Here is a 12,716-nt window from a genome sequence, read left to right on the forward strand (position 1 = left end):
AAACGGTGAAACGCTCTAAGGGAAGAGGCGGCTAGGCATCCGCCTTGAAGGTCTGCTTCTGCTGGCCGAGCCCCTCGATGCCCAGTTCCACCACATCGCCGGGCTTCAGGAACACCGGCGGCTTCATGCCGAGACCGACGCCGGGCGGGGTGCCGGTGGAGATGATGTCGCCAGGATGCAGCGACATGAACTGGCTGAGATAGGAAACGAGATAGGCGACGCCGTAGACCATGGTCCTGGTCGAGCCGTTCTGCATCGTCTTGCCGTTGACCGTCAGCCACATTTTGAGGTTCTGCGGATCGGCAACCTCGTCCTTGGTGACAAGCCACGGCCCGGTCGGACCGAACGTGTCGCAGCTCTTGCCCTTGGTCCACTGGCCCTGGCGCTCGGCCTGGAAGGCTCGCTCGGACACGTCATGGGCAACGGCATAGCCGGCGACATAATCCAGCGCCTCGGCTTCGGTGACGTATTTGGCTTTTCTGCCGATGACCACGGCGAGTTCAACCTCCCAGTCGGTCTTTTCCGAGCCGCGCGGGATCAGCACATCATCGTCGGGACCGACAATGGCCGAGCTCGCCTTCATGAAGATGATCGGCTCCGGCGGCACGGCGGCGCCGGTTTCGGCGGCATGGTCGGAATAATTCAGGCCGATGCAGATGAACTTGCCGGTGCCGGCGACGCAGGCGCCGAGGCGCGGCTTGCCGGAAACCGCCGGCAGCGAGTTCGGATCGAGCTTCGACAATGTCTCGAGCGACGCCGGATCGAGCGCCTTGCCGGCAATGTCGGCGACATGACCCGAAAGATCGCGGATCGTTCCATCCGCATCGAGCAGGCCGGGGCGTTCGCTCCCTATCTCGCCATAGCGCAGCAGTTTCATCTTGCTCTCCAAATTGCGGCCCAAGGCCGTTTTCAAAACTCGCTCCGCCAAGCGATGACTGGGCGGACTCTGGCTATCGGACCCGACCTGGGGCAAGCCGGACTTTAGAACTGTTCGAGCCTGGACCTGCGGATCGAGGCTATTGCTCAGATCGACCAGCCGCCGTCGATATTATAGGCCTGGCCTGAGGTGTACGTGGCGCCGGCGAGGTAGACGGCAAGGTCGGCGATTTCCTCGGGCGTGCCGAGACGGCCCATCGGCTGGCGGGCAATGAAGGCCGCGCGGGCCGCCTCGTAATCGCCCTGCGCATGCATGCGGTCCTGCAGCGACGGGCTCTCGACGGTGCCGGGGCAGATGGCGTTGCAGCGAATGCCCTTGGCGACATAGTCCGCGGCAACCGCCTTGGTGAGACCGATCACGGCCGCCTTGGAGACGCCATAGGCGAAGCGGTTGGGCACGCCCTTGCCGGCGCCGGCGACGGACGACATGTTGATGATCGAACCATCGCCGCGTTCCAGCATGCCTGGCAGTACGGCCCGAATGGTTCGGATCATGGCGCGGACATTGAGGTTGAAGGCGAAGTCGAGATCGGCATCCTTCATCTCGAGGATCGAGCCGGAATGAACGAAGCCGGCGCAGTTGAACAGCACGTCGACGCGGCCGATTTCAGCGAAGCCCGATGTGACGGCATCATCGTTGAGGACGTCGAGCTTGCGGGTCTTGATGCCGGAGGTCTTGGCGAGTTCGGCCAGCAGCGCCTCGTTGATGTCGGTGGCGTGCACGACGGCGCCTGCCTTGGCGAAGGCCAATGCGCTCGCCCTGCCGATGCCTTGCGCCGCCGCCGTGACGACAACGACCTTGCCTGCCAGATCCGCCATGCGTTTCTCCTCGCCCTCTTTGGCCACTTCTCGGCCCGATTTAATGCCGGCTGACCGGGGCGTCCTGTGCCAGACAGGCGAGACTATGCGGCCTGCACAATCCATCAGTCCAAAATAACAAATGTTTTTTCTGGTTAAAGAACACACGTCCGGGCGTCAAGCCCGAACGCGATCACCTTCGCGACGGCTGATGTAATGCACATCGCTTGCTCTGATGCAACAACATGTATGACAACCGGGCAACGAGTGACGCTGCCATGGTTCGCTCAAGCACAGCGCGTTTCAGGCGGCATTAGTCGCCGTATGGCACCCAGACGTTCTTCACTTCGATGGCCCGCCGCAACAGGGCATCGCCGGCGGCCTCGTCGGAGGCCCAGTCGAGGCTGCGGCCGTTTCCGGTCCAGACGCGCTTGAGATTGCCGACGGAATCGGCCTCCGCTTTGGCGCAAGTGTCGGCATCGGCAAACAGCCAGAGCCCGTCGACATCGTCATGCTTGGCCAGCACGCCGGCAAGCTCCGCCGTGCGGCCGGTGACGATGTTGATGGCGCCTGCCGGAACGTCGGAATATTCGATCACCTGGTAGAGATCGGTGGCAAGCAGCGGGTATTTTTCCGACGGCACGGCCACCACCGTGTTGCCCATGGCAAGCGCAGGTGCGATCAGGGAGATCAAGCCGAGCAGCGGCGCGCTGTCCGGGGCGACGATGCCGAGGACGCCGACCGGCTCGTGCAAAGCGAGCGTGACGGCGCGGGCCGGTGGCTGATGCACCCTGCCCTCATACTTGTCGGCAAGGCCGGCATAGAGGAACAGGCGCTCGATCGATTGTTCCACTTCCTCCCGCGCGGCCTTGGCGTTGGCGCCGGTCAGTTCGGACAAGCGTGCGGTAAATTCGCCGGTGCGGCCGGACAGGTTTTCGGCGAGATAAAAGAGCACCTGGGAACGGTTGTAGGCGGTCGCTTCCGTCCAGGCCTTGCAGGCGCGGGCGGCGGCAACGGCGTCGCGGATGTCCTTGCGGCTGCCGAGACCGACTTCGCCGGCCAGCTTGCCCCTGGCAGTGGCGACAGAAAGCGAATAATTACCATCGGGCCGCACCTGCTTGCCGCCGATGAACAGTTTGGCCGTACGATCGATGGCGCCGCCATCCGATTGCTCGACGGGCTGCGCCGAAGAGGTCGCCGGCTTGATCACGGGACCAAGCGGCAGTTTTGCCGAGAGATATTCGAACATGCCCTCGCGCCCGCCCTCGCGGCCAAAGCCGCTTTCGCGATAGCCGCCGAAGCCGCAGGCGGCGTCGAACATGTTGGTGCCGTTGACCCAGACGACGCCGGCCTTCAATTGCGGCGCGACATGCAGCGCGAGATTGATGTTTTCGCTCCACACCGAGGCGGCCAGCCCATAGCGCGTGTTGTTGGCAAGCTCGATCACTTCCTCGGTGTTGCGGAAGGTCATGGTGGCCAGAACCGGACCGAACACCTCTTCCTGCGCCAATATATTTGCCGGCGAAACACCGGTGGCGAGCGTCGGCAGGTGGTAGTAGCCGGAAGACGGCAGCACCGCGTCGGGCTGCCAGCAGACGGCGCCCTGTCTGGCGCCTTCGGCGACCAGACCCTTGACGCGGTCCAGTTGCGTCAAGTCGACCAGCGGTCCGATATCGGTGTTCTTGTCGAGCGGGCTGCCGACGCGAAGCCGGCTCATCCTGACCTTGACCTTTGCGATCAACGCGTCGGCAATGCCTTCCTGCACCAGAAGCCGCGAGCCTGCGCAGCAGACCTGGCCCTGGTTGAACCAGATGCCGTCGACCAGTCCTTCGACGGCGCTGTCGAGATCGGCGTCCTCGAAGACGATGAAGGCCGATTTGCCGCCAAGCTCCAATGACAGCTTCTTGCCCGATCCAGCCGTGGCTTTCCTGATGATCTTGCCGACCTCCGAAGAGCCGGTGAAGGCGATCTTCTGGATGCCGGGATGGTTGACGATGGCGACGCCCGCTTCCGGCCCGCCCTGGACGATGTTGACGACGCCCTTGGGCACGCCGGCACGCTCGCAGATCTCGGCAAACAGGATGGCGGTGAGCGGCGTGAACTCGGCCGGCTTCAGCACCACCGTGCAGCCGGCGGCGAGCGCCGGCGCAATCTTCCAGGCCAGCATCAGCAGCGGGAAATTCCATGGGATGATCTGGCCGACGACGCCGACACCCTTGTGGCCTGGGAAATCCTTGTCCAGCGCCTGTGCCCAGCCGGCATGATGGATGAAATGGCGGATGGCCAGCGGCACGTCGATGTCGCGGCTTTCGCGGATCGGCTTGCCGTTGTCGATTGACTCAAGCACTGCGAACAGGCGCTGATGACGCTGCATCGCGCGGCCAATGGCGTAAAGCACTTTTGCGCGCTGGTAGCCCGAGGATGCCGACCATTTCGGTAAGGCCCTGGTGGCTGCGGCGACGGCTGCGTCGATATCGGCGGCGCCGGCATCGGAGATCTTGGCCAGCAGCTTGCCGGATGAGGGTTCGCTGGTCTCGAAGGTCTTGCCGCCGCCTGCTGCCTTCCAGCCGCCGTCGATGAACAGCGCCTTGCCGAAATCGCGTCCGGCAAGCCAGGCATCGGCCTCGGTGCGGGCTTCCGGCGCCGGGCCGTATTCCATGGCGTGATAGCGTTCGAGAATGTTCATGACGCGCTCCAGATAATCGTCTTGGCAGGCGCTCTGTGGCGCCCCCCTCTGTCCTGCCGGACATCTCCCCCACAAGGAGGGAGATTAGCCTTCGCGCCTGTCGGCTCTGAAACGTCGACAATTGGCGAAATCGCCGACGTTAGCCAATCTCTCCCCAATCGGGGGAGATGTCCGGCAGGACAGAGGGAGGCGCGAAGGAACTCGACGTTCAAGGCCTTCTCCGCCTCACGCCATCGCATGGCGGTGGTTGGCCGAATAATGCCCGGTCAGATGATGCTCGAGCTGGCGCTCGATATCGGTCAGCAGGCTCGAGGCGCCGAAGCGGAACAGGTCTGGCTCCAGCCATGGCCGGCCGAGCTCCTCCTTCATCAGCACCAGCCAGTCGAGCGAAGCCTTGGCTGTAGAGATGCCGCCGGCCGGCTTGAAGCCGATGAGAAAGCCGGTCTCCTCGAAATAGGCTCGGATGGCGCGCACCATGGCGAGGCCGACGGGCAGCGTGGCGTTGACGCTTTCCTTGCCGGTCGAGGTCTTGATGAAATCGGCGCCCGCCATCATCGCCACCATCGAGGCCAGCATGACATTGCGCAGCGTGGCGAGGTCGCCGGTGCCGAGGATAACCTTGAGATGCGCATCGCCGCAGGCTTCGCGCATCGAGACGATCTCGTTGTAGAGCTCCTGCCACTTGGCGCCGAAGACCAGGCCGCGCGGGATGACGACGTCGATCTCGTCCGCGCCGTCGCGCACCGATGCCTCGATCTCCTGCAGGCGGGTCGACAGCGGCGCAAGGCCGTGCGGGAAAGCGGTGGAGACGGCGGCGACATGGATGCCGGTGCCGCGCACGGCATCAACAGCCGTCGCGACGAATGGATGATAGACGCAGACCGCCGCCGGGCGGATTTTTTCGCCCTCGATGCCAAGCCCCTCGACGATGTCGCGGCGGAACGGGTTGATCGCCTTGGCGCACAGGCGGCGCACCCGCTCTTCGGTGTCGTTGGAATTCAGCGTCGTCAAATCCATGCAGGAGACGGCGCGCAGCAGCCATGCCGCCTGGTTGTCGGCCTTGATCGAACGACGCTTGATCAGGCTGGCGACGCGGCGCTCCAGCGCCGAGCGATTGACCGAGCGCACCGATTCCATGAAGCCGAGATCGAGCCGCATGCCGGTGTTGCGGGCGATGCCATGCGATTGCGGAACGGGCGTGTTGGCTGCGGCACGCGCCGGCAGCGGCGTGACCTTGGACCCGCCGAGATCGGCTTCGCGGATTGTGCTGCTCATCTCCTGCCCTTTCGATCGACGATTTTACGTCGTGGTGCGTGTCGTTGCTCCCGGACCGCACGGCGGCTTTAGGCGACGCACACCGAAGATAGCCCGTGAAGCATCGCTTCACGAGTCCTTCAAGCGGTCATAGCGGAAAAAGGCGGCGAAAGCAGCTGAATTTTGACCGCATGGTCAAAATTCCAATCGAGAAGCAGGCGCCGAGGCGCCTGCTGATGTCAGCCGACGAAAGCGCGCTCGACGACGAAGGTCGAGGGATGGCTGAGCGAGCCCTCATGGAAGCCGAGGCCTTCGGCCATTTCCTTGACGTCCTTCAGCATATGCATCGAGCCGCAGATCATGATGCGGTCCGTCTCCGGATTGAGCTTCTCGATGCCGAGGTCGGCGTAGAACTTGCCCGAGCCGATCAGCGCCGTGATGCGGCCCATGCGCGCCGATTCTTCGCGGGTCGTCGAATTGTAGAGGGTGACGCGGCCGCCGGTCAGTTCGCCGATCAGGGGATCGTTCTCGAGCGCGGCCACCAGTTCCTGGCCATAGGTCAGTTCGGCATTGTCGCGGCAGGTGTGGGTCAGGATGACCTGATCGAATTTTTCGTAGGTATCGGGGTCGCGCAGAAGGCTGGCGAAGGGCGCGATGCCGGTGCCGGTCGAGATCATGAACAGGCGCTTTGCCGGGGTCAGCGCGTCGACAACCAGCGTGCCGGTCGACTTCTGGCGCATGATGACGGTGTCGCCGACCTGGATCTTCTGCAGTTCGGAGGTCAGCGGACCATCCGGCACCTTGATCGAGAAGAATTCCAGCTCTTCGTCCCAGGCCGGGCTGGCGACCGAATAGGCGCGGTACACCGGCTTTTCGGCATTGGGCAGCCCGATCATGACGAACTCGCCGGAGCGGAAGCGCAGCGACTGCGGACGGGTGATGCGGAACGAGAACAGGCGGTCGGTGTAATGCTTCACCGAGACGACGGTTTCGGCATAGACATTGGCCGGAATCGGAAACTGCAGCGGACGGGCGCCGGCTGTGTTGAGTGCGGATGTGGTGTTCATCAATCCAACTCTGTCTTGCCCACGCCTGTGCGGGCGCCAAACCGTTTCCTGCGCGCCCAGACCATTCAGGTCCCGGCGAGCCGTTCACACACTCCAAAGCAGTGAGCTCTTGTGTCCCAAATTTATTAGTATACAAACGATATTTGTGTCAAGATACCACGCTAAAACAGCTTTCCAAACTGCGGCATATTCGTAGTTCCGCCATTTCGGATTTCGACAATGAAAGAGAATTTTTCGGTGAAGCAGCCGGATTCCGCAGGCGACGTCGTTGCCGGCATCGATGTTGGCGGAACCTTCACCGACCTCATTTTGATCGACGGAAATGACGGCGGAAAGGTGCATATCGCCAAGACGCCGACGACGGTCGACAACCAGGCGTTCGGCGTGGTTTCAGCGCTGGGCGCCACAGGCTTTGCCATAGACGGCATCGACCTCATCGTGCATGGCACGACCACCACCACCAATGCGGTGCTGGAACGCAGGCTGGCGAAAACCGGCATGATCACCACGCGCGGTTTTCGCGACGTGATCGAGCTTGGCCGCCGCACACGGCCGCAGCCCTACGGCATGACCGGAAGCTTCGTTCCGATCATCCCGCGCGATCTCCGGCTCGAAGTGTCGGAGCGCGTCGAGGCGTCGGGCGCGGTGCGCACGCCGCTCGACGAGGCCGAGATGCGCGACGCCGTGAAGACGCTGATCGGGGCCGGCTGCGAGTCCCTGGTCATCCATTTCCTGCATTCCTACGCCAACCCTTCGCATGAGCGGCGCGCGGCCGAAATCGCCGCCGAGCTTTGGCCGAACGGCTACATCACGACTGGCCATGCGCTGCTGTCGGAAGCCCGCGAATTCGAGCGCGGCGTGACCGCCGCGGTGAACGCCTCGGTGCAGCCGATCCTCGAGCGTTATGTCGAGCGGCTGCGCAAGGAATTGGCTGCCAAGGGCTATGCCCGCGACTTCCTGATCATGAACGGCAATGGCGGCATGATCTCGGCCCGCTTCGTCACGCGCGAGTCGGCCAAGACCGTGATGTCAGGCCCGGCTTCGGGTGTCATCGCGGCCGCCTATACGGGCAAGCGCGCCGGCTTTGAAAACCTCGTCACCTACGACATGGGCGGCACCTCGACCGATGTGGCGCTGATCCGCAACGCCGAGCCGGCGGTCTCCAACGAGATCGAGATCGAATATGCGATGCCGATCCATGTGCCGATGGTGGCGGTGCATACGGTCGGCGCCGGCGGCGGCTCGATCGCGCGCGTTGATGCGGCCGGCCTGATCCAGATCGGCCCGGAAAGTGCCGGCGCCAATCCCGGTCCGATCTGCTACGGCCGCGGCGGCTTGGAGCCGACCATCACCGATGCCAATCTGGTGCTGGGACGGCTGGCGCCGAAAAAACTGCTGGCGGTCGAAAATCCGGTCACCGTCGAGCGCGTCACCGGCATCTTCGAAGACAGAATAGGCAAGGCCACCGGCCTCTCCGGCGTCGAGGCGGCGGGTGCAATCCTGCGGCTCGGCAACATGAAAATGGCCGGCGCCATCCGCATGGTCTCGGTGTCGCGCGGCCATGATCCGCGTGATTTCGCGCTGTTCGCCTTCGGCGGCGCCGGGCCGCTGCATGCAACCGCGCTGGCGCGCGAACTCGGCCTGCCCCGCGTGCTGGTGCCGGCCCGTCCGGGCATCACCAACGCGCTCGGCTGCGTCGTGGCCGATCTGCGCCATGACTTCGTCAACACCATCAACCAGCCGGTCGCCGTGCTTGATGAAGCCCGGCTTCGCGAGGTGCTGGAACGTCACCGCGGGGAAGGCGAGGAACTGATCGGCAAGGAAGCGGTGAAGCCGGAAACGATCCGCGTTACGCACTCTGCCGACATGCAGTTCGTCGGCCAGACCCACATCATCAACGTGGCGCTGCCGTCTTCATCGGTGACAAGGCAGGAGTTGCAGGCGCTGTTCGAAAAAGCCTATTTCGCCCGCTTCAAGGTCGAGTTGCCGGAGATCCGCGCCAATCTGGTCAACCTCAACACGTCGGTGACGGGCGTGCGGCCGGCAATCGACCTGTCACGGCTGATCGACCCGGCCGGACGTACAAAGACGCTTGACGAGGCACGGCGCGAGATCAGGCCGGTCTGGTATGCCGGACGCTGGCACGATACGCCGATCTATGCGCGTGAAAAGCTGCCGCTCGATGCCGTCATCGAAGGGCCGGCGATCCTCGAACAGATGGATGCGACCACCGTGCTCGAACCCGGCGACCGCGCAAGATCGGACGCCGACGGCAACATCATCATCGACATTGGCGAGGCCTGAGATGCAAAAGCTCGACGCCATCACGCTTTCGGTCCTGCAGGCTGCCCTCCAGCAGGTCTGCGACGAGATGGATCTCACTTTCTCCCGCGCGGCCTTCTCGCCGGTCATCGCCGAAGCCAATGACCGCTCCGACGGCATCTACTCGGCCGTCGACGGCTCGCTGATCGCACAAGGCAGCCAGGGCCTGCCGGTGTTCGTCGGCGTCATGCAGTATTCGACCAAAACGGTGATCGAGATGATCGCCGACGGCCGTTGCCTGCCGCCTGAGCCGGGCGACATCTACATCGTCAACGATCCCTATCTCGGCGGCACGCATCTCATGGACGTGCGCTTCGCCATGCCGGTCTACCGCGACGGCAAGATATTTTGCTGGCTATCGAATACCGGCCACTGGCCCGATATCGGTGGCTCGGTGCCGGGCGGCTTCTCCGCCTCCGCCACAGCCGTCGAGCAGGAAGGCCTGCGGCTGCCGCCGGTCAAGCTGTTCAAGAAGGGCGTGCTCGACACCGAAATCTACGCCATCATCTGCTCCAACATCCGCGTCGCCGACCAGCGCATCGGCGATATAAGGGCGCAAGCCGCGGCACTGCTGATCGGTCAGGACCGGCTCAATGGAATCCTCGATCGTTACGGGGACGAAACCGTCGTCGGGGCGATCGCCGAACTGCGTCGCCGCGCCGCCGAGCAGATGCGCGCCAACATCTCCGCCATTCCCGACGGCACCTACAGCTCGAAGGCCTTTGTCGACTCGGACGGCGTGGTCAACGAGCCGCTGACCATCGCGCTCGCGGTGGAGAAGAAGGGCGATACGCTGACCTTCGATTTCACAGGTTCGTCAAAACCCTGTGCCGGGCCGATGAACAGCGTGCTGGCGACGACATTGTCGTCGGTCTATCTCGCCATGCGCCATATTTTCCCTGATGTGCCGATCAGCGCCGGCGCTTTCGAGCCGCTGATCGTCAAGCGGCCGGAAGGCACGTTCCTCGACGCCAAATACCCGCGTCCCGTCTCCGGCTGTGCGGCTGAAGTCTCGCAGCGCATCGCCGAGGCGGTGTTCGCGGCGATGGTGCAGGCGCTGCCGGAAAAGGTGACGGCCGCGCCCGCCGGCTCCAGCGGCAATTTCGCGCTGGGCGGCAACGATCCGGCGCGCGGCCGCGACTATGTGATGTATCAGATCTCCGGCGGCGGCTATGGCGGCAATTCAGGCCATGACGGCCTGACCAATGGCTGCTCGACCATCGGCATTTCCAAATCGCCGCCGGTCGAGATCATGGAGCAGGCCTTTCCGGTTCTCTACCGCCACTATGCCTTGCGCGAAGGCTCGGGCGGCGCCGGCAAGCAGCGCGGCGGCTTCGGCCTCGCCTATGAGGTCGAGATATTGCGAGGAGAGGCGCGCGCGTCCTTCGTCATGGACCATGGCCGTTTCGGCCCGCAAGGCGCGCTCGGCGGCAAGGACGGCGCGGTGAACACGGTGACCGTGTTCCGCGACGGCGAGGCACATGTGCCGCCGCATCTGTCCAAGGAACAGGACATCGCGCTCAAGGCCGGCGACCGCGTGAGGGTCGGCACGCCCGGGGGCGGCGGCTATGGCGATCCGCGTGAGCGCGACCCGAAACTGGTCGCCGAAGACATCAGGCTTGGTTACTACACCGTTGAACAAGCCAAAGAGCTGTTCGGAACCTGACAGCCGACAGGCCCGAGCCGCGTCAGGTCTGCAGCTTGGCCTTCAGCGCATCGGCGAATTTTTGCGCGATCTTCTTGAAGCCGGCGGGATCGGGATGCAGTTCGTTGGCCCAGTCGGCCACCTTCAACGTTCCCTGCGTGTCGACCAGATGGAAATTGTTGTTGGGATCGTCGGCCAGGCGCTTCACCACATCGCGGAACGCCGCCAGCGCGTCGTGAACGATGACCGTGCCCTTGGCGACCGTCCAGTTGCAGAAATCGAGCGACGGTTTCAGCCACGGGCCGACACAGGACGGATGCGCTCCGTTCGGGATCGGAAAATCATAGCAATGGCCAAAGATCGGCACGCCTGGCGCGACGCGGTCGCGCAGCGCGAACAAATCGAGATAGCAGGCCTCGACCATGCCGAGCGCCTTGGTGAAGCGGTTCTTGTTCAGCCCGGGGGCGTGGCCGTCATTGAAGTCGAGGAAGATGCAGAACTGGTCGCCGGCAATGTCGTTGCCACCGGCAGAGAACAGGATGGCATCGGGCTTGCCGTCCAGCCAGTTGGCCTTGTTGCGCAGGGCGGCGATCATGCGCTGCTGCTTGGGCAGCGACATCTCGTCGGTCGCCGCATCGCCATGATGGGCAAGGTTGAGGATGGTCGGCGGCATCGAGCCGATGCGGCGCAGCTGCGCGATCACGTCGGTGTCGACGAACGGAAAGCCGTTGCCGGTGAGCGGATAGTCGAACCAGGAATCGCCCTGCGCCAGCATCACCAGCGGCCGGTTGGCGACGGCCGCCTCGAGATTGCCGGCGCTTTCCCTTGCGGTTTCGAGCCGCTCGATGTTGGCCTGGTGAACCCTGATGCGCTTGGCGATGTCGTCGTCTATGCGCCGCTGCGCGGCTTCCTGCACGAATTCCTGCTGGTCCATCCCCAGGTCCCTCCCACGACCGTCTACTTCCAGCTGAGCATGCGCCCATGTCCATGATCGGTCTGTAATTTAGATCACAGTAAGATTCCTGGGGAAGGACGGCTTGCCGCGCCGTGATCGCCGCAGAGCATGTCGTTTCCGTCTCCGTGGGGCCTGCAAAAGACCATAGACTTCTATCCTTGTTTTCGCGCAATTCCGGACGGGAAACCGCCAACACCTTCCCTGGAATTGCTTAGTCAACGGAGATCAGGAACATGCGTCTTTTCGGTCGTTTCGTGCTTGCCGCTTCCACCGCCCTGCTGCTTGGGACCGGTGCTGCCTCCGCCGAGAAACTCAGGATCGGGACCGAGGGCGCCTATCCGCCCTTCAACTATGCCAATTCGGACGGCACGCTGGGCGGCTTCGACATCGACCTCGGCAAGGCGCTGTGTGCCGAGATGAAGGCCGAGTGCGAATTCTCCGTACAGGATTTCGATGGTTCCATTCCGGCGCTGCAGGCCGGCAAGTTCGACGCCATCATCAACATCACCATCACGCCGGAACGGGCCGAGAAGGTCGAGTTCACCCACAAATATTACCAGACGCCGCCGGCCATCGCCGTGCCGAAGGATTCGACCATCGCCGGCACATCGCCGGACGATCTGAAGGGCAAGGTGCTGGGCGTGCAGAGCGCAACCATCCACCAGAATTTCGCCGAGCAGAAATACTCCGGCTCGACCGTGAAAGCGTATCCGACCGGCGACGACGCCCGCACCGACATGGCCAATGGCCGGCTCGACGCGATGATGGACGGCTCGATCATCCTGACCGAATGGCTGAAGAAGCCCGATGGCGCCTGCTGCAAATTGCTCGGCACGCTCACCGCTGATCCGGCCATTCATGGACCCGGCGTCGGCATCGCCCTGCAAAAGGGCAACAAGGAACTGGCCGACAAGTTCAATGCCGCCATCGACGCCCTGCGTGCCAACGGCAAGTACAAGGAAATCAACGACAAATACTTCTCGTTCGACGTCTACGGAAGTTAACCCCTTCACCGCTCCTACCTCGGCAGCGCCATCAGGCGCTGCCGTTTTC

Annotated in this window: 9 protein-coding genes; 3 read left to right on the plus strand and 6 right to left on the minus strand. The window is 63.6% G+C overall.

Annotated features, from left to right (window positions below; translation table 11 throughout):
- Positions 1-31: 31 nt before the first annotated feature.
- The 5 genes from NL532_RS01805 to NL532_RS01825 form a co-directional block, all read right to left on the minus strand.
- Positions 32-877 carry a fumarylacetoacetate hydrolase family protein gene (locus tag NL532_RS01805; protein WP_023742297.1) on the minus strand — a complete coding sequence of 282 codons (846 nt, stop codon included), beginning with the start codon at positions 875-877 and terminating at the stop codon, positions 32-34.
- A 146-nt stretch (positions 878-1,023) separates the two neighbouring features.
- Positions 1,024-1,755 (minus strand): SDR family oxidoreductase, encoded by a 732-nt coding sequence (locus tag NL532_RS01810; protein WP_023693125.1) that lies wholly within the window; start codon positions 1,753-1,755, stop codon positions 1,024-1,026.
- Positions 1,756-2,047: 292 nt separating this feature from the next.
- Positions 2,048-4,420 (minus strand): aldehyde dehydrogenase family protein, encoded by a 2,373-nt coding sequence (locus NL532_RS01815; RefSeq protein WP_023829346.1) that lies wholly within the window; start codon positions 4,418-4,420, stop codon positions 2,048-2,050.
- A 225-nt stretch (positions 4,421-4,645) separates the two neighbouring features.
- The gene (gene deoC / locus NL532_RS01820) at positions 4,646-5,695 is read right to left on the minus strand and encodes a deoxyribose-phosphate aldolase (RefSeq protein ID WP_023829345.1); all 1,050 of its coding nucleotides are present in this window, start codon (positions 5,693-5,695) and stop codon (positions 4,646-4,648) included.
- A 218-nt stretch (positions 5,696-5,913) separates the two neighbouring features.
- Positions 5,914-6,741 carry a ferredoxin--NADP reductase gene (locus NL532_RS01825; RefSeq protein ID WP_023700427.1) on the minus strand — a complete coding sequence of 276 codons (828 nt, stop codon included), beginning with the start codon at positions 6,739-6,741 and terminating at the stop codon, positions 5,914-5,916.
- 219 nt (positions 6,742-6,960) lie between these two features.
- Here NL532_RS01825 and NL532_RS01830 point away from each other — a divergent pair, with 219 nt between their 5' ends.
- The gene (locus NL532_RS01830; protein ID WP_023742295.1) at positions 6,961-9,045 is read left to right on the plus strand and encodes a hydantoinase/oxoprolinase family protein; all 2,085 of its coding nucleotides are present in this window, start codon (positions 6,961-6,963) and stop codon (positions 9,043-9,045) included.
- Between the two features lies 1 nt (position 9,046).
- Positions 9,047-10,729: a hydantoinase B/oxoprolinase family protein gene (locus tag NL532_RS01835; protein WP_023700429.1), complete on the plus strand. Its 1,683-nt coding sequence runs from the start codon at positions 9,047-9,049 to the stop codon at positions 10,727-10,729.
- Between the two features lie 22 nt (positions 10,730-10,751).
- Here NL532_RS01835 and NL532_RS01840 read toward each other — a convergent pair whose 3' ends face one another.
- Entirely contained in the window at positions 10,752-11,642 is an 891-nt protein-coding gene (locus NL532_RS01840; RefSeq protein ID WP_023689203.1) for an SGNH/GDSL hydrolase family protein, read from the minus strand.
- 254 nt (positions 11,643-11,896) lie between these two features.
- On the opposite strand from NL532_RS01840, the gene NL532_RS01845 reads away from it, so the two are divergent.
- On the plus strand, positions 11,897-12,667 hold the full coding sequence (locus NL532_RS01845) for an ABC transporter substrate-binding protein (protein ID WP_023829344.1): 771 nt from the start codon (positions 11,897-11,899) through the stop codon (positions 12,665-12,667).
- Positions 12,668-12,716: the final 49 nt, after the last annotated feature.

The organism is Mesorhizobium sp. C120A (assembly GCF_030323105.1).
Lineage (GTDB): Bacteria > Pseudomonadota > Alphaproteobacteria > Rhizobiales > Rhizobiaceae > Mesorhizobium.